This window comes from Streptomyces sp. NPDC033845, from assembly GCF_055576225.1.
Window position 1 is genome coordinate 71,569 of record NZ_JBVIRI010000015.1, and the last position, 20,259, is coordinate 91,827.

General features: G+C 73.1%; 19 protein-coding genes. 12 read left to right on the plus strand and 7 right to left on the minus strand.

Annotation, left to right across the window (positions count from 1 at the left end):
• Positions 1 to 98 precede the first annotated feature (98 nt).
• The gene (locus ACZ50K_RS27950) at positions 99 to 1,292 is read left to right on the plus strand and encodes a sensor histidine kinase (RefSeq protein ID WP_468907968.1); all 1,194 of its coding nucleotides are present in this window, start codon (positions 99 to 101) and stop codon (positions 1,290 to 1,292) included.
• 48 nt (positions 1,293 to 1,340) lie between these two features.
• On the opposite strand, the gene ACZ50K_RS27955 is transcribed toward ACZ50K_RS27950, so the two are convergent.
• Entirely contained in the window at positions 1,341 to 1,991 is a 651-nt protein-coding gene (locus ACZ50K_RS27955) for a response regulator (protein WP_468907969.1), read from the minus strand.
• Between the two features lie 218 nt (positions 1,992 to 2,209).
• On the opposite strand from ACZ50K_RS27955, the gene ACZ50K_RS27960 reads away from it, so the two are divergent.
• The 5 genes from ACZ50K_RS27960 to ACZ50K_RS27980 all read left to right on the plus strand — a co-directional run bounded on the left by ACZ50K_RS27960 (position 2,210) and on the right by ACZ50K_RS27980 (position 7,220).
• Positions 2,210 to 3,448: a sedoheptulose 7-phosphate cyclase gene (locus tag ACZ50K_RS27960; protein WP_468907971.1), complete on the plus strand. Its 1,239-nt coding sequence runs from the start codon at positions 2,210 to 2,212 to the stop codon at positions 3,446 to 3,448.
• A 71-nt stretch (positions 3,449 to 3,519) separates the two neighbouring features.
• The gene (locus ACZ50K_RS27965) at positions 3,520 to 3,996 is read left to right on the plus strand and encodes a MarR family winged helix-turn-helix transcriptional regulator (protein WP_468907973.1); all 477 of its coding nucleotides are present in this window, start codon (positions 3,520 to 3,522) and stop codon (positions 3,994 to 3,996) included.
• A gap of 84 nt (positions 3,997 to 4,080) precedes the next feature.
• Positions 4,081 to 4,971: a patatin-like phospholipase family protein gene (locus ACZ50K_RS27970; protein WP_468907975.1), complete on the plus strand. Its 891-nt coding sequence runs from the start codon at positions 4,081 to 4,083 to the stop codon at positions 4,969 to 4,971.
• 366 nt (positions 4,972 to 5,337) lie between these two features.
• A complete protein-coding gene (locus ACZ50K_RS27975) occupies positions 5,338 to 5,520 on the plus strand; it encodes a hypothetical protein (RefSeq protein ID WP_468907976.1) in 183 nt (60 codons plus the stop codon).
• A 170-nt stretch (positions 5,521 to 5,690) separates the two neighbouring features.
• On the plus strand, positions 5,691 to 7,220 hold the full coding sequence (locus tag ACZ50K_RS27980; protein WP_468907978.1) for a DHA2 family efflux MFS transporter permease subunit: 1,530 nt from the start codon (positions 5,691 to 5,693) through the stop codon (positions 7,218 to 7,220).
• A 72-nt stretch (positions 7,221 to 7,292) separates the two neighbouring features.
• Here the strand turns inward: ACZ50K_RS27980 and ACZ50K_RS27985 are convergent, their stop codons facing one another.
• Both ACZ50K_RS27985 and ACZ50K_RS27990 read right to left on the minus strand, forming a co-directional pair.
• Entirely contained in the window at positions 7,293 to 8,213 is a 921-nt protein-coding gene (locus ACZ50K_RS27985; protein ID WP_468907979.1) for an APC family permease, read from the minus strand.
• A 519-nt stretch (positions 8,214 to 8,732) separates the two neighbouring features.
• Positions 8,733 to 9,122 (minus strand): DUF3592 domain-containing protein, encoded by a 390-nt coding sequence (locus tag ACZ50K_RS27990; RefSeq protein ID WP_468907981.1) that lies wholly within the window; start codon positions 9,120 to 9,122, stop codon positions 8,733 to 8,735.
• Positions 9,123 to 9,354: 232 nt separating this feature from the next.
• Here ACZ50K_RS27990 and ACZ50K_RS27995 point away from each other — a divergent pair, with 232 nt between their 5' ends.
• Positions 9,355 to 9,486 carry a hypothetical protein gene (locus ACZ50K_RS27995; RefSeq protein WP_468907983.1) on the plus strand — a complete coding sequence of 44 codons (132 nt, stop codon included), beginning with the start codon at positions 9,355 to 9,357 and terminating at the stop codon, positions 9,484 to 9,486.
• 62 nt (positions 9,487 to 9,548) lie between these two features.
• A complete protein-coding gene (locus tag ACZ50K_RS28000) occupies positions 9,549 to 10,178 on the plus strand; it encodes a flavoprotein (protein WP_468907984.1) in 630 nt (209 codons plus the stop codon).
• A gap of 47 nt (positions 10,179 to 10,225) precedes the next feature.
• Here the strand turns inward: ACZ50K_RS28000 and ACZ50K_RS28005 are convergent, their stop codons facing one another.
• The gene (locus ACZ50K_RS28005) at positions 10,226 to 11,638 is read right to left on the minus strand and encodes a lanthionine synthetase C family protein (protein ID WP_468907985.1); all 1,413 of its coding nucleotides are present in this window, start codon (positions 11,636 to 11,638) and stop codon (positions 10,226 to 10,228) included.
• A 201-nt stretch (positions 11,639 to 11,839) separates the two neighbouring features.
• On the opposite strand from ACZ50K_RS28005, the gene lxmK reads away from it, so the two are divergent.
• The 4 genes from lxmK (at position 11,840) to ACZ50K_RS28025 (ending at position 15,956) form a co-directional block, all read left to right on the plus strand.
• Positions 11,840 to 12,955 (plus strand): class V lanthionine synthetase subunit LxmK, encoded by a 1,116-nt coding sequence (lxmK, locus tag ACZ50K_RS28010; protein WP_468907986.1) that lies wholly within the window; start codon positions 11,840 to 11,842, stop codon positions 12,953 to 12,955.
• Positions 12,952 to 13,953, plus strand: coding sequence for a T3SS effector HopA1 family protein (locus tag ACZ50K_RS28015; RefSeq protein WP_468907988.1), 1,002 nt, complete (start codon positions 12,952 to 12,954; stop codon positions 13,951 to 13,953). Before lxmK ends, ACZ50K_RS28015 begins: the two co-directional genes overlap by 4 nt.
• Positions 13,954 to 14,207: 254 nt before the next feature.
• Complete coding sequence (locus ACZ50K_RS28020; RefSeq protein WP_468907989.1) at positions 14,208 to 14,762, plus strand: barstar family protein; 555 nt, start codon at positions 14,208 to 14,210, stop codon at positions 14,760 to 14,762.
• A 162-nt stretch (positions 14,763 to 14,924) separates the two neighbouring features.
• Complete coding sequence (locus ACZ50K_RS28025; RefSeq protein WP_468907991.1) at positions 14,925 to 15,956, plus strand: hypothetical protein; 1,032 nt, start codon at positions 14,925 to 14,927, stop codon at positions 15,954 to 15,956.
• A 273-nt stretch (positions 15,957 to 16,229) separates the two neighbouring features.
• Here ACZ50K_RS28025 and ACZ50K_RS28030 read toward each other — a convergent pair whose 3' ends face one another.
• From ACZ50K_RS28030 to ACZ50K_RS28040, 3 genes are all read right to left on the minus strand, one after another.
• On the minus strand, positions 16,230 to 17,069 hold the full coding sequence (locus ACZ50K_RS28030) for a TIGR04222 domain-containing membrane protein (protein ID WP_468907992.1): 840 nt from the start codon (positions 17,067 to 17,069) through the stop codon (positions 16,230 to 16,232).
• A 147-nt stretch (positions 17,070 to 17,216) separates the two neighbouring features.
• A complete protein-coding gene (locus ACZ50K_RS28035; protein WP_468907994.1) occupies positions 17,217 to 18,311 on the minus strand; it encodes a PI-PLC domain-containing protein in 1,095 nt (364 codons plus the stop codon).
• Positions 18,312 to 18,579: 268 nt separating this feature from the next.
• On the minus strand, positions 18,580 to 20,169 hold the full coding sequence (locus ACZ50K_RS28040; RefSeq protein WP_468907995.1) for a phosphatidylinositol-specific phospholipase C domain-containing protein: 1,590 nt from the start codon (positions 20,167 to 20,169) through the stop codon (positions 18,580 to 18,582).
• Between the last annotated feature and the right edge of the window lie 90 nt (positions 20,170 to 20,259).

Consider the following 20,259-nt stretch of genomic DNA (forward strand, 5'->3'; position numbering starts at 1 on the left):
GGTCGTCCCCCGTCCCGCTCCTCCTCCCGGCCGACGGCCCCGTCCGGGCCTGCTTGCCGGGTCCCGGGGCGGACCGGACAATGGACGGGAGGTCACCCATGGCGCTCTCCATCACCGAAAAGGTCCTGACCGGCTATTCCGACCGGATCCAGCGGCTGCGAAACATCCTGCGGCTGGTCTACGCGGGCCTCCTGGCGGTGGCCGTGTGCGTGGACGTCCCCCGGGCCCAGTGGCCGCCCCTGCTGGGCGTGGTCGGCGCGTACGTGCTGATCGGCGCGGGCGGTCTGCTGCTGTGGGTCCGGCGGCCGCCGGTGCGCCACTCGGTGCTCGTGGCCACCCTGGGCGGGGTCATCGACGTCCTGGCCACCTTCCTGCTGCTCCAGTTCACCGACGGCGCCTACCTCCTGCTGCTGCTCCTGTTCATCCTCCCGGTGTTCGCCGCCTTCAACCTGCGCCGCCCGAACACGGTCGTGCCCCTGGCCTCCAACGCCGTGGCCTTCACCATCGCCGTGGTGACCGATCCGGCCCTCACCCTGACCGTGCCGGTCGCCAACCGCGTGGTGCTGGTCCTGTCCCATCTCGCGCTGTGCCTGCTGGTGCTCGCCATCACGGCCATGCAGCGGTCCCGTACCTACCGGATCGGCGAACTCCTCGACAGCCGCTCGCTGCTGCTGCGCCAGGTGATGACGGCCGAGGACGACCAGCGCCGGACGCTGGCCGAGAGACTGCACGACGAGGCCCTCCAGACCCTCCTCGCGGCCCGGCAGGACCTCCAGGAGTACGGCCTCTCGGGCGCCGAGGAGGACTTCCGGCGCACCGACCGGACCCTCCAGGACGTCACGAAGGCACTGCGCCGGATGACCTCCGAGATGCATCCGGACGTCCTGGAGTCCGCCGGGCTCGCCACCGCCCTGGACCGGCTGCTGCGTTCGGTACGGGAACGCGACGGGATAGCCGTGGCCTGGGACCGCGACGAGCGCCCGACCGGACACGACAGGCTGCTGTTCACCGTGGCTCGGGAGCTGGTGGCCAACGCCGTCAAGCACTCCGGCGCCGCACACCTGCACCTGGGGCTGGTGGTCTCATCGGCGGAGGTGGTCCTGGAGGTCACGGACGACGGGAGCGGCTTCGACCCCTCCGTGCTGCCCGCCCGACTGGCCGAGGGCCACATCGGCGTGGCCTCGCTGCGCGCCCGGGTGGAGGCGGCCGGCGGCCTGCTGGTCTACCTGCCGGTCCGGTGCGGTACGGCGGTACGGGTCACCCTGCCCCGGGGCGGCGAGCCGGACAGCTGACCGCGCGGGCAGCGGGGCAGGAACGTTCAGGCAGGACATTCCAGCAGGTCATTCCAGCAGTCCGCGGCGCATCGCCTCGGCGACCGCCGCGGCCCGGTCGGAGACCCCGAGCTTCTCGTACAGGCGCTGGGTGTGGGTCTTGACCGTACTGGCCCCGATGAACAGCTCCCCGGCGATCTGCGGGATGCTCAGGCCGCGGGCGAAGGCCTGGAGGACCTGGGTCTCCCGCTCGGAGAGCACCGGGGCGTCCCGGTCGGCCCGCATCCGGATCTCGCCGACCAGTTCCCCGGCCAGCTCGGAGGGGACCACGGTGCGCCCGCGGGCCACGGCCAGGACGGCGTCGACGACCGTGGCCCGGTCGGCGTCCTTCGGCAGGTAGCCGGCCGCGCCCTCCTCCAGCGCCTTGAACACCACCGCGCTGTCGGTGGTGGCGGAGAGCATCAGCACCCGGGTGGGGAGGTGGTCGCGGACGACGGCGTGCACCACCCCGATGCCGTCCAGACCGCCGCCGAGGTGGTAGTCCATGAGGGCGACGTCGGGCTCTTGCGAGCGGATCAGCTCCAGGGCCTGCTCGCCGTTCTCCGCCTCGGCGACCACCTCGACGCGGCCGCTCAGGGTGAGGGCCCGGACGATGCCGTCCCGGTAGACCGGGTGGTCGTCCGCCACCAGCACGCGGTACCTGCCGTCCGTCTCGTCCACGCATCCAGGATCCCGCTCCCGCGCGGGAAGCGCGCCCCGGCGGCCCGGGAGCCGACCCTCCGGGGCCCGGCACGGGGAACGGCGGAGGCCGTATCCACCGGTCCGTGGCCCGGTCGGTGGACACCCCGGCACGGCGGGCCCGGAACACAGTGGAGACACGGCCCCCACGGCCCGCACCCCTCCGAGCAGACCCATCAGCAGGGAAGGCGACTGGAACCATGACCACGACCACCCAGTGGACCATGAACGCCGTCAAGGAGATCACGTACGAGATCGTCGAGACGACCGACCTCTTCGACCCCTCGAACCCGGAGCTGAGCCGCCTCCCGGACGGCCGCCGGTGCCACGGCACCCGGCTGGTGGTCATGGACGAGACGGTGGAGGAGATCTTCGGCGAGCGCATCCGCGCCTATTTCGACCGGACGAACACCTCCGTCGAGTACCTGACCCTCCAGGGCGGTGACGACCACAAGACCTTCGACCAGATGCTGCGGGTGGCCTCCCGGCTGACCGAGATCGGCACCGACCGGGTCGGCACCCCGCCCATCGTGATCGGCGGCGGAGTGGTCCAGGACATCGTGGGCATGGCCGCCAGCCTCTACCGGCGCGGCATCCCCTACGTCCGCGTGCCCACCACCCTGCTCGGCCAGATCGACGGCAGCGTGTCCGCCAAGACGGGCGTCAACTACGAGGGCTGCCGCAACCGGCTGGGCACCTTCGCCCCGCCGCCCCGCACCCTGATAGACCCCTCGCTGCTGGCCACGCTGCCCGCCCGCCAGGTCCGCAGCGGGCTCGGCGAGGCCCTCAAGATGGCCCTGATCAAGGACCCCGCACTGTTCGAGGTGCTGGAGGCCCACGGGGACCGGCTCGTGGCCGAGCGGCTTCAGGACACCGGCGGCCACCCCGGGGAGGAAGGGCCCGGCGAGACGGTGATCCACCGTGCCATCTCCGGGATGGCCGAGGAGCTCCGGAAGAACCTCTGGGAGACCGATCTGCGCCGGATCGTGGACTACGGGCACACCTTCTCCCCCATCGTGGAGATGGGCGCGCTGCCCGAACTGCACCACGGCGAGGCCGTGGCCATGGACTGCGTCTTCAGCGCCGTCCTGGCGACCCGCCGGGGGCTGCTGCCCGCGGCCGACCTCGTACGCATCGTCGACACGGTCAACCGGATCGGCCTCGCCCCCTCCCACCCGATGTTCGGCGACCCCGCCACCATGCTGCGCGCCCTGGCCGACACCATGCGGCACCGCGACGGGCACCAGTACCTGACGCTGCTGCGCGCCATCGGCCGGACCGTGTTCGTCGACGACGTCACCGAGGAGGAGGTGGCAGGCGCCGCCCGGGTGATGGCCGCCCTGGCCGAGGACCCGTACGCCCCGGTGACCGAGCTGTGCGCCACCGCCCCGGCCGAGGCCCCGGTCCTCGCGGGCACGGGCGCGGGCTCGGGAGCCTGAGCCTCAGCCTGATCAGAATCCTTGACTCCTCAAGCATCGATCTGGATACTTGAGGAGTCAAGGAGGTCGCAATGAACGATCCCGCACACCCACAGAGCCCGCTGGACGCCGTGCTGCGGCTCAGCCGGGCGCAGCTGGCCCTGGTGAAGCGTTTCGACTCCGCCCTGGGCGGACTGCACGGTGTCAGCCTGTCCGATTTCACGGCACTGCTGCGGCTCGGGCAGGCGCCCGGCGGGCGGATGCGGCGAGTGGATCTGGCGGAGGCACTGGGCCTGACCGCATCGGGCGTGACCCGGGGGCTGGCGCCGCTGGAGCGGATCGGTCTCGTCACGCGGGAGACGGACGCCAGGGACGCCCGGGTGGCGTACGCGGCCCTCACCGAGACCGGCCGCGAACGCCTCGCGGACCTGCTCGCCACGGCCGAGCAGGTGGCCGCGGAGATCTTCCAGGCCCCCCGGTGGAGCGCCGAGGACATCGGCGAACTGTCCAGCCTGCTGGCCCGGCTGAGCGGTCCCCCACTGCCCGGTCACGGGGGCTCAGCGCCGTAATCCCCGATCCCCCATTGCCCCCCGGCCCTGCCGTCCCGCAGCCCGCAGCCCGCAGCCCACCGCCCCGCAATGTGGAGTACCCGCGTGGAAACCGCGCCCGACGCCCAGTCCTCACCCGCCGCACCCGAACGGGCTTCGCCTCCCGACCTGCTGGTTCTCGGCGCCGGAGGGCCGGTGGGTCTGGCCTGGCAGCTGGGCTGGCTGGCCGAGGCCACGAGGGCGGCGGTGCCGCTGGAGACCGGGAAGGTGCCGGTGATCGGGACTTCGGCCGGCGCCATGGCGGGGGCCCTGCTGCTGCTCGGCCCCGAGCGCAGGCAGGCCGTCACGGGCGCGCTGCGCGCAGCCGCCCGGCAGGCCGCCGCCCCGCCGCCCCCGGGCGGCGGTCCGGCGGCCGGGCCGGCCCCGGTTCCGGATCCCGGACTGCGACGGGCGGCGGCCGACTCGTACACCGGCGGCCCGGGCGCCGTCAGCGTCCTGGGGAGGCTGATGGGCGGGCACTCCGACGGCGGCGCACATGTGGAGCAGGTCCGTCAGATGGTGGGCGAGGTATGGCCGGCGGGCGAACTGACCGTGGTGGCGCGGGAAGTGGAGACGGGAGTCAGGGAGGTCTTCCGTGGCGGGGTGCCGCTGCACCTCGCCGTGGCCGGGTCCTCGGCGTCCGCCGGACGCACCGGCCCCGTCGCCGTCGGCGGACGGCAGTTCATCGACGGCGGCTACGGATCCCTCCTCAACTCGGATCTCGCCCGTGGCGCCGGAACCGTGTGGGTGCTGGCCCCGGCCGGGCTGGGGGCCTTCACCCCGGAGACCGTCCCGGCCCTGATGCGCGAGGAACTGGAGGCGCTCCGATCCACCGGGACCCGGGTCGAAGTGTTCACCCCTGAGGGCGAGTTCCCCGATCTCGGCGCGTTCGCCGAGGCCGGCCGGGCCATGGACGACGGCGAACAGGTGGCACGGGCCCGGTTCCACGGCCGTTGAGCGGCGTCCACGAGCCGCGCCCGGCAAAGCCGTTCGATGGCAGCGCTTGGCAGAACCTATACCTGACGCCATCTACCGGATGCTCTCCGCCCGGTGCAACACTTTCTCCTGTGACGCCTCCCACATGAACCTCGGCCGTCGCATGACCAGGCCCTGCTCTCCTCCGGCAGGGCCTGGATGCGTTTCTGGACCCGGGCGCCAGGCGCCGGACGCCAGGCGCCTTCCGGTCCAAGGCAGGGTCCCCCGACGCGTCCACCGACGAGGGGACACCCCGTCGCGGCGATCACGGGTTGACTGCTTGCCGAGGGGCCCGCCCGACACCGGGCAGGGCACCGACGGACCCCCAGCCTCCCGGAGGGACGGACCATGTCCACGCACCGCGTCCTCAGCAGCTTCCTCGTCACCCTCGTCGCCCTGGCCGCCTTCGTCCTCCTCGCGCTGGCCGCGCACCACAGCGACCCGGACGCGGCCCACGTCCGCTACCCCTCCCTCACCTCGACCGTCGACACCTACCCCTTGCGGGTACCGCACGGCGTGACCGCGGACTGAGACCGCCGCCTCCCGGCCTCCCCCTCCCCCGGCCTCCCCCTCTCCCGACATCGCGCGCTCGCGCCCTCGCACCCGTACGGACGCACGCCCGAGTGTCCGCACCTACCCGACCGGCCCGCCTTGCTAGCGTGTGCCGCCCCCCGGAACAGCGCGCGAGACGGCGGCGACCCATGAGCAGGCACCACCGCTGGTCCGTCCTCGGCGTGATGACCTGCGCCTCCTCGATGATCGCCGTCGACGCCCTGGTGGTCCTGGTCGCCCTCCCGACCATCCAGCGGGACCTGGGGGCGTCCACCACCGGACTCCAGTGGATCATCGGGGCCTATCTGCTGGGTTTCGCCTGTATGAGCGCGCTCGGCGGCCGTCTCGGGGACGTCCTGGGACACGAGCGCGCCTTCCGCTACGGGACCCTGCTGTTCATCGCGGCCTCGATGGCGGCGGGCCTCGCCCAGTCCGAGGCCTGGCTGATCGCCGCCCGCGCGGTGCAGGGGGTCGGCGCGGCCGTCCTGCGGCCCGCCTCCCAGGTGCTGATCTTCAAGGAGTTCGGCAGCCGGCAGCGGGGCCAGGCCATGGGCATCTCGTCCAGCGTGTCCACCCTCTTCTACGGTATGGCGCCCTTCCTCGGCGGGCTGCTGACCTCGGAGTTCTCCTGGCGGGCCATCTTCTTCGTCAACCCGCCGCTGGGCATCGCCACCGTGCTGCTGGCCCGCCTCCTGCTGACCAACGAGCCGGGGCATCGGGAGAAGATCGACTGGGCGGGTGCGCCCCTCCTCATCGGCGGGCTGGTCGCGGTGGTGCTGCCGCTCATGCAGGCCCGGCACTGGGGGTGGTCCTCGGCCGCCGTGATCTCGCTGCTCGCCACCGGCGCCGTGCTGCTGACCCTGCTGGTCGTACGGGAACGGCGGACCGCCGAACCCCTGCTCCACCTCGAACTGTTCGCCGGCCGGGAGTTCGCGGTGGGCACGGCCGTGATCTCGACGGTGCGGTTCGCGTTCGTCGGGTTCGCCGTGTTCGGCGTGGTCTGGCTCCAGGACGTGATCGGGCTGTCCCCCTTCCAGGCCGGCCTGGCGGTCCTGCCGCTCACCCTTCCCACCGTGGTGTTCGCACCGCTGGGCGGCAGGCTCTGCGACCGGCTGGGACCCCGGGTGCCCCTGGGCATCGGCATGGTGCTGTGCGTGGCGGCCCTGCTGGGCTCGGCCGCGGCGCTGTACCGGCGGGACTACGCCTGGCTGGTCGCCTTCTACTGCGCCATGGGCATCGGCATGGGCCTGTCCGTCAGCCCCGCCTGGGTCGCCGCGCTCAGCGGCACCGCACCCCGGATGCGCGGCTACGCGGCCGGAGTGGTGCAGACCGCCCGGGAGGTCGGCGCGGCATTGGGCCTGGCGGTGATGGGCGCGGTCGTGTCGCATCTTCAGGCGGTACGGCTGGCGGAGTTGCTGAGCCGGGACGAGCGGGTCCCGGCCGCCCGTTTCGAGGAGGTCGAGCGGTCGATCGGGAAGGCGGTGGCCGCGACGGCCGAAGGGTCCCGGCTGCCCGCCGGGCTGCCGCCGGAGCTGCTGCCGGCCATCAAGGGCGTGGTCACCACGGCCGTGTCCGCCGCGTTCTACGTGGGCGCGGCGGTACTGGTCACGGCGGCGGTCGCGGTGGCCTTCCTGCCCGGCAGGGAGGCGTTCGCCGACGCGGAGGAGGAGGCGGAGTAGTAGGCGGAGGCGGGCGGCACCGGCTGGGCCCGGGCACGCCCCCGGCCCCGGACCCGGGACCCTGGTCCGACCCTAGTCCGAGCGGGTGGTCCGGACGAGGAGCAGCGGGGTGCCCGCCAGCAGGACCGCCACGCCCAGGACGACGATGACGCTCGTCACGGTCTCGCCGGTGCCGCCGGCGACGGCGCGCATCATCGCGGCGCCCACGGCGTCGGTGTCGCGGATGCCGTCGAGGCCCAGCACGCGCAGATAGGCGAAGTTGATCGCGAGGGACACCGCGATGACGACGAGGACCCCGGCGATCAGGGCGCGGGCCATGGTGCGGCGGGCGTCCTGGAGCTCGCCCGAGAGGTAGGCGGCCTCGTTCCAGCCCCCGTAGGTCAGCAGGATGAACATCATGGCCAGGCCGACCCCGGCCCAGGTGGTGTCCTGCGGGGTGCCGTGACGGGGTGTCGGGCCGGTGGCGAGGAACGCGGAGACGACGATGGCGAGGACGGCGAGGACCACGGCCACCCCGATGATGTTCTGGGTGGTCTTCCCCGGCCCCGTTCCCACCCGGTTGACCAGGGTGAACAGGAGGATCGAGGCGAGGGCGTAGACGCCGGGGCCGTGCCGGCCCAGCGGCAGGAGCACGTTCGCGTAGTCGCCCGCGACGAAGGCCGCGGCGGCGATGGCGCCCGGCTGGATGACCGTGCACCGGGCCCAGGCGAACAGCAGGGCCAGCCGGGGCCCGTAGGCCGCGCGCAGGAAGGCGTACTCGCCGCCGGAGTCGGGGTGCGCGCTGCCGAGTTCCGCGTAGCAGAGGGCCCCGGCCAGGGTGATCAGGCCGCCGAGCAGCCACAGCGACACGAAGACGGTCTCGTCGGCGGAGTACTGGGCGACGAGCGAGGGCGTCCTGAAGATGCCGATGCCCAGGACGATGCCGACCACCATGACGGTGACATCGCGGGGGGCCAGCCCGTCCCGGGGCGTCGCGGCGGCCGGCTCGGACATGCTGACAGGGTGCCAGGAGCGGTGCGGGCGGGGCGCCGACGGCGCGGCCGACGGGACCCGGGTGCCGCCGAACGGCCGAGTCGCCGAAGGCTGCCGGTGACGGGCCCCGGCACCGTGTCCCAGCATCGGATCGTCCCGGGTCCCGAGGACGCACACGGTCCACGACCTCTGAAGCGGAGCACTGGCGAATGAACACGAAGACGCGGGGCGGCATCGCGGCCGTCGGGCCTGGAGGCCCTGGACGGCGACGAGCACGGTCCCGACCGCCCGCCCGGTCGGGACCTTGATGACGGACAGCGTGTCCGAGTCGAACTCGCTGAGGTACACGCGTGATCCGTCCGGGTCGACGGCGACGGCACAGGGCCGCTCGCCGACGGCGAGAGTGTCCGTGACCGTCCGGGGGCTGGTGGTGATCACCGACCGGGATGCGGTCGGTGACCGTACCGGCGGCGATGTCGACCACCGAGACCGAAGCACGGGGCATCGGGGGACGGGGGCGGCCCTCCGCCGGCCCGGCTCTCAGCTGACGGCGGTCACCACGAGCCCCACGCACGCCACCACGACCGCGCCGGAGACGAGCATGGTGATCAACACCCCGCGTGTGCCCCGGGGAAGGCGCTCGGGGAGCGTGACCTCCTGGGGGCGCTCGGGATCGTAGATCACATCGAGGCGCCCCCCGACCGCGACCGGAGCGAACGTGAACGGGCCCACGCTGTGGCGGCGGGCCGGCCCGCCCTGCGGGGTGTACTCCAGCAGGAGCACGGAACCCTGCGCCACCTGACCGATGTCCACGCACACCGCGGACGTCCGCACACCGCGCTTCAGCAGTGGTCTGGAATGGAAGTAGTAGCCCGCCGAGGACGCGAACACGAAGAATCCGACGACCAACACCATGATGGTCCCGCCCATCGACGCCCCCCGACTGCCGAAAGGGCGATTTTCGCCGACCGGCGGCCGGAGCCGCAAGGGCCGGGCTGTTCGGCGGAGGGACGACCGGGGGCGAGCGCGTCCACCGATCGGTCCACCGACCGGCGGACAGCCGGAGCGGGCCGCCTCGGCCAGTCTGAATGTGTCGGGCCGCAGGCCGAACCACCGGAGGGCCCGCCCGTCGCAACGCACCACTCGACGAAAGAAGAAGCCCATGAACACCGCCGACATCTTCGCCGGATACGACATTCACGTGAGTGAGGAAGAGCTCGACGCCGAGGCGAACGTCGAAGACGCGGACCTGAACGCCGACTTCGCGCTCTTCGCGACCCGAGAGATCTGCTGAGCCCCCGGCGGCGGAGCCGCACACCGCGGCTCCGCCGCCGTCCACCGCCCGAGGAGCCCCTCGTGACGATCACCGCCAGCTCCCCCGAAACACCCGGTCCCGGTCCCGGTCCGGCTCCGCGGATCCTCGTCTGTGCGACCGGCGCCGCTTCCGTCCTCTCCCTGCCGCACGTGCTCATCGCGATCCGGGAGCGCTCGGAATGCCATCTGACCGTGGTCATGAGTGCGGGCGCGGCCCGCTTCGTCACCCCTCAGGCCGTGCGCCACATCGCCGACGACCTCGTCGACGCCTCGAACCCGGACGAGGCCTTCGCCGCCGGACACATGCGGCTCGCCATGGACGCGGATCTGATCCTGGTGCTCCCGTGCACCGCCGCCACCCTTTCCGCCTCCGCGCACGGCCTCGCGCACGACCTGATCCCCGCCATCGTCCTCGCCTCGCCCCAGCCGGTGATCTTCCTTCCGAGCATGCACCGCGTGATGTGGGGGAAGCCCGCCCTGCAGCGCAACGTCAGCCAGCTCCGGGCCGACGGGCACGAAGTGCCCGATCCCGTCTGGCGCAAGGGCTACGAGCTCGCGGACCGCTCCTTCGAAGCCCACCCCGGTCTGGGCGCGCCGGCCGCCCTGGCGCAGCTCGTGGACATACGGGTCCGGGCGCGGCTCCAGGCCCGTCAGGCCGCCGTCACCGCGTGAACGTCACCGCGTGAACCCCCCTTTGCCGCTGGGTGGGTTCGAGCGGCTCACGCGAGGCCGGCGCAGCGGTCCCAGGGACGGAGTGCGGGATCGGAGAGGGGGTTTCCGATGAAGTCGAGAAGGGCACAGGCCACGCCTGCGGCGCCTTCCATCAGGCCCGCCCGGTCGGCCTGTTCCCTCGTCGGCCGGTCGGGATCCCCGCAGCGGACGGTATGGCGGAACAGGAAGGGTGCCTCTTCGTCCGCTTCGGCCAGTACGGCGGCGGCGATGCGCCGGCACCCGTCCAGTAGCTCGGGGTCCCCGCAGTCGGCGGCCACCCGGGCGGTCGACTGGAGGAACCCGGCGTACCCGTGGCACAGGGTGGGCCCGTCCAGTCCCCACTGGGACTGTTCGCGTGCGAGGTCGAGGCGCAGGGCGCCCAACGCCCTTTCGCGCCAGCGGAGTTCGCCGAGCAGGCCGCCGGCCCGGTACAGGGCCGCCGCCACGGCGGGGGTTCCGTAGCACCAGGCCGACTGGACGGCGGTGCGGGCGTCGAGGGTGCCGCCGGCCTGCTCGTGGAAGGCGACGCGTTCGGGCCAGCGGTCCTCTGGGCCTTGCGGCAGCCAGTGGGAGAGCCACTCGGCGACGCGGGTGATGGCGGAGCGTTGGCCGGGCACCTCACGGCCGTACCGGAGTGCGGTGCACAGCACGGCGAGTACCGCCGTGATGCCGTGGGCCATGCCCGGGTCGAAGAAACCCTCGGGGTAGCGGTCGCGGTCCCGCTCGGTGAAGAGGTCGGCGGTGGGAAGCCACCAGCCGGGAACCTGCCGGCCCTGCACCGTGACCGGGTGGGTGAGGCCCACCAGGTAGGCGAGGGACCGGGTCACCGAGCGGGTGACCTCGGGGGTGTTCTCGGCCGGATCCGCCCTGCTGTCCAGCAGCAGCCGGGTGGTCCCCGACAGCCCGCTGACCAGGTCGTAGACGGATGCCGATGCGAGGGTGCCGGGGTTGCCGGGGTTGCCGGGGTTGCCGGGCGTGCCGTGCAGGGAGTCCAGTCGGCGGAGCTGGGCCGTGGCGAGGCGCTGTGCCAGTGCGGCACGCAGGGAGGAGTAGTCGCCCTGCGGGCCGGCGCAGGTCTGCGCGGCGGCGAGCAGCGGGGCCTGCCCCTGCCAGAGACCCGTGCCGGGCGACCGGGGCAGGGCAAGCGCGGCACGGGAGATGTGGCGGTGCGCGAGCGACCGGTACGCCGGGTCCCGGCGCGCCAGCTCGCCGTAGAGGAGTGCGGGGCCGGGAAGGCCCGTGGCCAGGCTCAGTGGGTGCCAGGCCGTGAAGCCTCGGTCCGCTTCGATCCGGGTTTCGGCCTGGGCGGCCAGGGACTCGATGTGCTCAGGGCGGGCCAGGCGCGAGGCGAGCTCCTCCACGGTCTTCTCCGCCCGGGCCGCGAGGGCCGGGTCGGGGGCTGCGGGGAGCTGCGCGGCCATGAGTCGATCCCCCTCCCGTCCTCAGGAGTGCGGTACCGCTGCGGTCCCAGTATCTCCCGCCGGCGCGCAGGGGGTGATCCGACGATCGACGGAACGCCCGGGGGAGCCGGACCTCTGACCTCCGGTCCACCGGTCAGGGGACGGCGGCACGGCCGGAGTGGGCGGCACTCTGGGGGAAGGGGCGAGCGGAGGGAAGGCGCCATGGCCATACGACAGACACCACGGCCGGTCGATCTCGGCAGCGTCCCTGAGGTCGGACGCGCCATCACCCGGTGCGGGCTGGGAGCCCTGCGCGCCGAAACGGTCCGTTCCTTCCACGGGCGGAACGACAACTGGTCGGGTCGGACCACCAGCGGTGCGCAGGTGTTCGTCAAGAAGATCCAGGGCCCGAAGGCGCAGGAGCGTTTCCACCGCACCGTGTCGTTCGAGAGGGTGCGCCGGACGGGCCGGGTGCCCGTGCCCGCTCCCGTCTGCCTCGGCTGGGACGAGCCGTCGGCGATTGTCGTCTACGAGCTGCTCGCCGCAGGCCGCAGCGCGGCGGAGCTGGCCGAGGAGGGGGCCGTCTCCGAGCAGCTGGCGAATGAGGCCGGAGCCGTCGTCGGGCGGCTGCACAGCATCCCGCCGGCCGATGGTGCCGAGCCGCACCCGCGTCCGGGACCGGGTCAGCGCGCATGGGACCCGTTCGGTGGCTGGGAGGCGGTCGGCGCCGCCGACTACGCCGGGGCCAGCGGGGCCCTGCTGGAGCTCTGGGGCATCCTCCAGCGCGATGCGGCCATGGCCACGGCGGTCGGACTGCTGGGCCGCCGCTCGGGGCGGGCACCACGTACGCCCGTGCACGGTGACCTGCGGCTCGACCAGTTCCTGTGCACGCCAAACGGACTTCACATGATCGACTGGGAGGAGTTCCGCTGCGCCGACCCGGCCCAGGACCTCGGATCCTTCATCGGGGAGTGGATCCACCGCGCCATGGTCGCGGGGACGGCCGGTTCTACACCGGGCGCTGACGGATTCATGTTCATGCAGGCGTGGGGACGGGAACTGGACCGCGTGCTGCCCTGTATCCGCGCCTTCTGGAACGGATACGTCTGCGAGCGGCCGCCGATCACCGACGATGCCGGGCTGAGGCTGCGGACCGCAGGATTCGCCGGGTGGCACTTGCTCGACCGGGTGATGGCCGGCTGCTCGGAACGCCATCGGCTCACCGCCCTCCAGAAGGCCCAGGCAGGAGTAGCCCGGACCATCGTCCTGGATCCCCGGCGGTTCCTCCGGCTCGCCGGATTCGGAACCGACCTCTCCAGCAAGGAGCCGGTGACATGACCGTGGAAACCCTTCCGATCGCGGAACGTGTGTGGCGTGCGCTCACCGACGTAGAAGTAGCCCGCACAGGCACAGGCACAGGCACAGGCACCTGGAGCGGCCCCGGAACTTCTCTCGCGTTTCGTATCGGCGACACGGAATTCCGGTCGGAGAACCTCAACCAGTTCCGCGGCAAGCTCAGCGCCTCCCTGTACGACCGGCTGCACAGCGGCCGGGACTCCCAGCAGCCGCGGGCCAGGCACCTCCGCGACCAGGCCTTCGAGGAGCGGCTCGCCGCGGCCACCCCGCACCGGCACACGACGGGCACCGGACGGTACGCGGGGGTTCACGGCCGTTCCGGCGAGATCCTGGTGGATCTCCCCTCCCCGCGGATCAGGCTGGCCGCCGAGCAGGTCGACCTCCCGCCGCTCCCCCGGGTCGGTGATCCGGTGACGGTCCGCCTGCCGGCGGCGCGGCCCGCCCTGTCGCCCGGCTTCTACCTCGCCGACGGCCCCGGCGGGCGTCCGCCGGCCGGCCCGCTGCTGCGCCTGTACCTCCACCTGACGGACCCGGACGCGGCGGCCGAGGTATGGCGGGAGTGCCTGCTGCTGCTCGCCGGATTCGGCGTACGGTACCGCGCGAAGATCGCCTCGGCTCCCTGGCTGTATCCGCGTATGGACGCCCTCGTCGTGTACCTGGGCCACGACGCCTGGGGGTCGGTGCCCGCGCTGGGTGCCGCCCTCGGCCGACTGCCCGGCACGGGCGGCGCCACCTCCGTGCTCGCCGCCCGCCTCGTCCCGGGCGTCTCCTACGCCTGGGAACCGGCCGATGCCCGCACCGGAAAGCACGGTCTCAGCTTCGGACAGCACCGCTGCTCCGCCCTCGCCGACGGCCTGCTCGCCGCAGCCACCGACCCGGACATCGGAAGGGGCGCGGCCCTGTCCCGGGCGCTGCGGGAGGCCGGTATCGACGCCGAGGCCCCCGAACGCAACCTCGACTCCCCCCACCTTCGGTGGTGACGCCGGGGGCCAGCGGCGACCGGCGGGCACAAGGCGGGGCCGCCGTCCTCCCCTGGGCCCCGAACTGGCAGGCTAAGGGGGCGGACACGACGGATGCGACGTACGAACGAGGGGGAACCAGGCGCGCGGAGGCCGAGGGGGCCGGTGTCCCGTCGGGCCGGCGAGCCGGTCGGGCCCGGGGAGCTCGGGCTCACCGTGGACTCCCCCGTGCCCGGGCGCGACCCGGAGGGCTCGCCGTGGACAGGACCGGGCGCGTGATGCGCCACCTCCACCACATGACGTTGCGGGTCACGGCTTCCCGGCCGTCCGTGCTCGGCGGTGCGCTGGTGGACCTCTGGCTGGGCGAGGGTCCGGCCGTCCGTCCCGTGCCGGCGGTCCGGCCGGTGTGGGAGGCCTGGTTCGAGGGGCCGCCTGCCGAGGCGGGCGGGTGGGCCGCGTTCGGGTCGAAGGGGCGGGCCGAGTGGGCCGCCTTCACCCGCGCCCGCCGGGACGGCGACGGCCGGGGCCTGCCGGATCCGGTGCGGCATCTCGACGGCCGGCAGGTCACCGACGTGCCGGGGCTGGTGTGCGCGATCGGGGAGGCGGTCGCCGGCCCCGGCGGCCACTACTGGCAGTGCTGGCAGACCTTGCGCGGCTGCCCGTGCGGAGGGGACACGCCGCCCGAGCCGTTCACCCTGGTCTGGCACCACTCCGAGGTCTCGCGGCGCGCGCTCGCCGGGGTGACGGTCGACACGGCGGGCGAGACCCCGTACGTCGACGATGTCCTCCGGCTCCTCGCCCGTGTCGGCGTGACCGTCGAACTCCGCTGACCGCCGGCCCGACCAAGGGTCGGGCCGGCGGCCGGGCCAGGGGTGCGCGGCGGGCCGGACCGGCCACCCGTGCGCCCGCGAACCCCCGGATACGATCATGGTCGCGCCGCGCCGCGTCGCTCCGTGCCGTGGAGCCGGCGCCCGAACCACATGGGGGATGCCATGCACCACCGGATACTCGAACGATTCACCGCCCGCAGGCCGGGCCGGGCGGCCGGGACCGTCGCGGCCGTCGCCGCCCTGGTCCTCGGGGGCTCGCTGCTCGCGGCGGCCCCGGCCGGCGCCGCCACCGCGCCGGGGGACTTCACGTACGAGGTGACCCGCAAGGCCGTCACCTACCAGGACGTGCCCGGTACCGAGACCACCTTCGACGCGTCCGCCGGGGACCGCTCCTACCTGTGGTCCCGCAACTTCACCGCCGAGCCGGTCGACACCCTGGGCGCCGGGGACAACATCGGCAACACCTTCGCGATCCGCTGCCGCACGGCGGGCGGAGCCGCCCTCCCGGAGGGTACCGAGGGCGGCTCCTACTGGGCGGCGAACCTGGTCCCGCCGCGTGAGCGCTCGCTGACCGCCGGGCTGCGCTGGGTGTTCACCGCCCCGGCGGACGGCAGCTACACCTGCCGCCTGTCGATCGTCTCGTACTCCTCCGTCATCACCGGCGGCCGCACGGTCACCATGCGGGTGCCGGCCGGGGCGGAACTGGCCCGGGCCGTCTACCCCTCGACGGCCCGCTGGACGCTCCAGGCCGGCAGCGGCACCGACGTGCCGGCCGGCACCACCGCCACCACCCTCGGCTACACCTACACCCCGTCGGGCGGCAGCGAGATCGTCCTGACCCAGGACGCGGCCCTGTCCACCTGCGCGGCCGGCTCCTCGATCTGCCCGGGCGGCACCTCGGCGCACAGCGGTTCGAAGGCCGAGACCTGGGTGGAGGCGCAGCCCCGGAACGCGGACGGAGCCGTGTGCGGGGCCCCGGTCCGCGGCCCGGTGGCGGTGTGGGACATCACCGACGCCAAGCACCACCAGACGGCCACCAACACGCTCCGTCTGACGACGGCCCAGCTCGGCGGCTGCACCCAGGTCCGCACCACCCTGAAGGTCCGCAACCTCTCCGGCAACCCGCTCCACATCCACGACGGATACGCCTCCGGAACCATCGCGGCCACCCACGGCGCGGGCCTGACCTACTGACCCACCCGGGCCTGAGGCGGGACCGGCACACGTTCACCGCGGCCCGGCCGGGGCCGCCGCCGGTCACGTACGCCCGATGCGGAGGGCGCGGCACCCGATACCGGTGGCGGCCCTCCCGAACTACCGGCGCGCATCAGCATGTTCGCGCAGCGACCGCACCCGCAGCCGGATCGCGATGCACGCGCGTCCACCGCGCGCACGGTCCCCGTATCGGAGCGGCCCGGGCCCGCGACCGAAGGCCGCCGCCGGGCGGGCGGGCGCCCACGAGCCCATCTACCGGCGCACGCCGTTCACGGCACGGTCCAGGCCGGCCGATTCCGGCAGTGCGCTCAGCCCCTGCCGCGCGACCGCCGCCAACAGCCGCAGATCCTCCCCGGACAACCCCGCGCCCCGCCCCAGGGCCCGGCGGGTCTCCGGTCCGGCCGGGTCGAAGGCGGCCAGCAGACGCCTCCCCTCCTCCGTGACCTCGTACGCCGACGAGGTCACCGGCGTCAGGCGGGCCATGATCACCCCGGCGGCCAGGACGGCCGCGACCACCGCCGCCGAGACGGCCGTCCAGACGCCTCCCAGCCGGGCGGACCCCACGATCCACACGATCCCCAGCAGACCGGTCAGCACCTGGGCGCCGAGGTGGACCCGCGCCCAGGTTGGGTAGTCCCTGCCGCCCAGGGGCGCGCCCCGGTACAGCCCCTCCCGGTGGAGCCTGGAGCCCGTCCAGCGGAGGGTCTCGGCCCGCATCGCCGCGTCCCGTACCTGCCTGGCGTCCCGACCCCGCGCGCCGCCGCGGGCCGCGACCACGGCGGCCTGGACCGGGTCCCGGGGGCGGGTTCCCTCGGCGATCGCCACCCCGTGCCGTCCGGTCACCGACAGACGGCCCGACAGCCACAGCGCGGCCATGCCCGTCTCCACCACCCGGACCCGCCGGCCGTACAGGTACGCCACCTCGTAGAGGGACAGCGCGGTCGGATCGCCGGTGGGCGGGACCGATCGGCGAAGGTCCGCGGTCGCGGTCCCGGCCCGCAGGAGGCGGTACCGGGCGGCACCCCACCACAGCGTCACCAGGGCCACCATGACGAACGCGCCACCCGCCGGTACGAGCCCTTCCGCACCCACCGCGCCCCTTCCCTCCCCTCCCCCGCTCCCGACCGTCCGGAAACGGCTGGCTCACCCGGCCGATTCTCGGGCCGCGCCCGGACGCGGGGCAAGCCCGTACTCCCGGGAAGCCCGGGCGTCGGGGCGGTGGCGGTCGGTCGCCGGCGGTCAGTCGCGGGCGTTCAGCTCGGCGACGATCGAGGCCGGAGTGTGGCCGCTGCTGTCGGAGGTCCGGTGGAAGTCGACCGAGACGAAGTTCGGGTCGCGACCGCCCGCGGCGGGCCGGCACTGCTGGTTGACCCGGTCCCGCAGCTTGCTCCCGTTGTCGAGGGCGGCGTTGATGAGGGTGGGCACGTTGCGGTGGTGGCTCATGGTGAACAGCCGCCGGAAGCCCGGCTCCTGACGGTCCAGCGGTACGTCGGGCCACCGGGTGACACAGGAGACGTCGTTGCCGAGGTCGCCGAGGCTCCAGTAGTTGCTGACGGTCCAGGCCCGGTCGTACATGACGCCCAGGTGCTCGCGGTCGCCCTCGTCGCTGAAGATCAGCAGGCGCTTGCCGGAGGCGACGAGGTCGTTCATCTTCGGCCACCCCTGCCCGCGTACGTTCCACGCGTCGGGCCGGAAGAGCATGGCGTCGAGGCCGCGTACCCGGCCGAGCGAGCTGCCCAGCTGCTGGGCGCTGAGGTAGTCCTCCAGGAAGAGGGTCACGACTTCCTGGGGGTTGGCGGCGAGGAAGTCGACCACGGTCTGCAGACTGCCGTGCAGGGACTGTCGGGGCAGCGCGTACGTGACCCCGGCGAAGGTCTTGCACTCGCCGTGGCAGAGGTAGGCGTCGCTCGGGTAGCAGTCGCTGCCGAAGCTGATGACGCAGAGCCACCTGCTCTTCTCGTACCAGTGGGCGTCCAGGCTCAGCCCGCGCACCCCGTTGTCGAGCTGGTGGCGCAGGGACTCGGACTGGGCGACCGAAGTCCAGCGGGAGTCCTCGTAGTTGGTGAACGCGTTGTGGGTGCCCAGGAAGGACACCTCGTCGAGCCGCCGGTCGCCCCAGCGTGCGCGCGCCTGGGCGGCGGCGGAGGCGTTCACGGCTGCGGCGGCACGAGCAGCGGCGGTGATGGTGGCGGGAGTCGGGGTGGGAGTGGGGGGCGGTGCGGCGCTCGCCAGGGCAGGTGCCCCCACGAGGCTCAGCAGAAGGAGCAGCACGAAGAGGGACCGCCGGGCCGCACCGAGACCGGCTCCCCGAAATGACATGTCCATGTTTGACATGCGTGGGACCATAGCGTGAGTACGCCGCCATTGACCCCATCTGTGCCATAACAGCCGATCCGGGAATCCCCCGGCGGCCCGCCTGGGTTACCCACCTGAACTACCGGCCAGTCACATGCCTCCACTGTGTACCCACCGCCACCGCCGGAGCGCAAGACCCGCGACCCCCCGAACCAGCCCCACGGACCGGGGACCAGGAACCGGCGGGCGGGCCCGTCCAGGGACGGACCCGCCTGACGGAGACGGTCGGAGCGGGACGGCCCGCCCGCTACTTCGGGCAGGCGTCCTGGGTGACCTTGCCGCCCGCGACGGAGGCGGTGGCCGGGTCGACGGCCAGGCACTGGCCGGTCCAGTTGTTGATGAAGGCGTAGGCCGTGCGGGAGCCCCCGGAGACCTCCACCTTGGTGGGGACGATGTTCCACATCTGGTTGCCCGAGAACCAGCGGGTCTCGCACTCCCACCAGAACAGCTGGGTACCGGCGGCGGGCCGGTTCCCGTCGTTGTACGGGACGGTCAGGCACTTGCCGTTGGCGGCCTTGACCCAGAAGTGGCCCTGGCTGTTCGCCGGCATCTCGGCCGACCACTGGTGGCTGCTCGGCGGGGTCGACTGGCATTCGCGCTGGGTGACCAGACCGCCGGTCTTGGAGCTGTCGAACTCGGGACCGCGCACCATGCACCGGCTGCTGTACTTGGTGTTCACATAGGTCTTGTTGGCGTCGTTCACCAGCCACAGAGCCGGGTGGCTGCCCTTGACCACGACGTCCTTGTTCCGGTCGATGATGTTCTGGATCAGGGCCCAGCCCGGGAAGTCCGACATCACGATGCCGATGCGGCCCCGGGTCGCGTTGCTGTTCAGGTAGTTCATGAGCAGCTGGTTCTGGCCGGCGACGTAGCTGACCACGCCCCCGGAGTTGTCCATGTACCCGCCCGCGTAGTCCTCGGGGCTGGGTTCGGCCAGGTTGGAGGTGGCGGAGGTGTACGTGACGTACCAGGAGTTGCCCGCGTCCGCGGCGGCCCGGTCGATGTTCGCCTTGACGCCGTTCCACTTGCTGTCGGCGTCCCGCGGCTTCCAGTCGTCCGCCAGCCGGTCGTGGAAGCCGAGCGTGCCGTACGAGGCGCTGGAGGTGCTGTCCGAGACGCCGAAGGTACCGAGGACGATCTTGCCGCGGGCCTGGCCGAGGGTGGGCGTCTGGGTCAGGCTGTTGCGGGTGATCGACGGCTTGTAGAACAGGCCGTCGTACTTCTTCGCGTACCGGTCGAAGATCGCCGCGATCAGTCCGGCGGACACGTTGGACGGGTCGTTCTTGCAGTCGGTGGCTGCGCCTCCGCCGCCGATCGGGCACTCGGCCTTCAGTCGCATCACGAGCGTCTCGCCCGGGTGCTGGGTGAGGAAGGTCCTGGCCTTGCCCAGTACGTCGTCGAAGTTGGCGTTCTGGTAGATCGCACCGTGGTGGATCGTGAAGAACTCGTTCTCGGTGACCCGGACCCGCAGGTCCAGGGCGCGGATGCCCTTGTTCAGCTGTGCGGTCAGGGTGTCCGCGCTGTCGCCGAGGTCCTCCTGGGTCTGCGCGAAGTAGCCGCCGTGGATGGACAGCGTGTCGTGGGTGCCGGGCATGGACACCCGGGCCAGCGAGGTGCCGCCGTCGAGGCCCTTCATCCAGTCCTGCTGGAGCGGGGCGTTCTTCAGGGAGTAGAAGGCGTCGGCGTTGACGGACCCGGCCGCGGTGGCGGGGGCCGTCGCGGAGACCAGGGAGCCCGCGGCGATGCAGCCGGCGGCCAGTGTGGCCGGCAGGCGGAGGCGCCGTCGTGGTCTCGGACCCGGTTCGGGGCGGGAACCGGGGGCGTGGGGGTGGGACATGGATCTCCTGTACCGGGCCGGGCTTGAGCGGGAGGCTGCCGTACCGGCGGTGCCGGTCGGTCTGCACGACGGTGGAGGAACGCGGAAGAC

Bases quoted from the DNA above. Each gene is read 5' to 3' on its own strand.
- ACZ50K_RS28025 (WP_468907991.1), top strand. From the start codon at position 14,925: ATGCACCACCGGATACTCGAACGATTCACCGCCCGCAGGCCGGGCCGG.
- lxmK (WP_468907986.1), top strand. From the start codon at position 11,840: ATGGCCATACGACAGACACCACGGCCGGTCGATCTCGGCAGCGTCCCT.
- ACZ50K_RS27985 (WP_468907979.1), bottom strand. From the start codon at position 8,213: ATGTCCGAGCCGGCCGCCGCGACGCCCCGGGACGGGCTGGCCCCCCGC.
- ACZ50K_RS27950 (WP_468907968.1), top strand. From the start codon at position 99: ATGGCGCTCTCCATCACCGAAAAGGTCCTGACCGGCTATTCCGACCGG.
- ACZ50K_RS28035 (WP_468907994.1), bottom strand. From the start codon at position 18,311: ATGTCAAACATGGACATGTCATTTCGGGGAGCCGGTCTCGGTGCGGCC.
- ACZ50K_RS27990 (WP_468907981.1), bottom strand. From the start codon at position 9,122: ATGGGCGGGACCATCATGGTGTTGGTCGTCGGATTCTTCGTGTTCGCG.
- ACZ50K_RS27975 (WP_468907976.1), top strand. From the start codon at position 5,338: ATGTCCACGCACCGCGTCCTCAGCAGCTTCCTCGTCACCCTCGTCGCC.
- ACZ50K_RS28005 (WP_468907985.1), bottom strand. From the start codon at position 11,638: ATGGCCGCGCAGCTCCCCGCAGCCCCCGACCCGGCCCTCGCGGCCCGG.
- ACZ50K_RS27995 (WP_468907983.1), top strand. From the start codon at position 9,355: ATGAACACCGCCGACATCTTCGCCGGATACGACATTCACGTGAGTGAG.
- ACZ50K_RS28040 (WP_468907995.1), bottom strand. From the start codon at position 20,169: ATGTCCCACCCCCACGCCCCCGGTTCCCGCCCCGAACCGGGTCCGAGA.
- ACZ50K_RS27960 (WP_468907971.1), top strand. From the start codon at position 2,210: ATGACCACGACCACCCAGTGGACCATGAACGCCGTCAAGGAGATCACG.
- ACZ50K_RS27965 (WP_468907973.1), top strand. From the start codon at position 3,520: ATGAACGATCCCGCACACCCACAGAGCCCGCTGGACGCCGTGCTGCGG.
- ACZ50K_RS28015 (WP_468907988.1), top strand. From the start codon at position 12,952: ATGACCGTGGAAACCCTTCCGATCGCGGAACGTGTGTGGCGTGCGCTC.
- ACZ50K_RS27980 (WP_468907978.1), top strand. From the start codon at position 5,691: ATGAGCAGGCACCACCGCTGGTCCGTCCTCGGCGTGATGACCTGCGCC.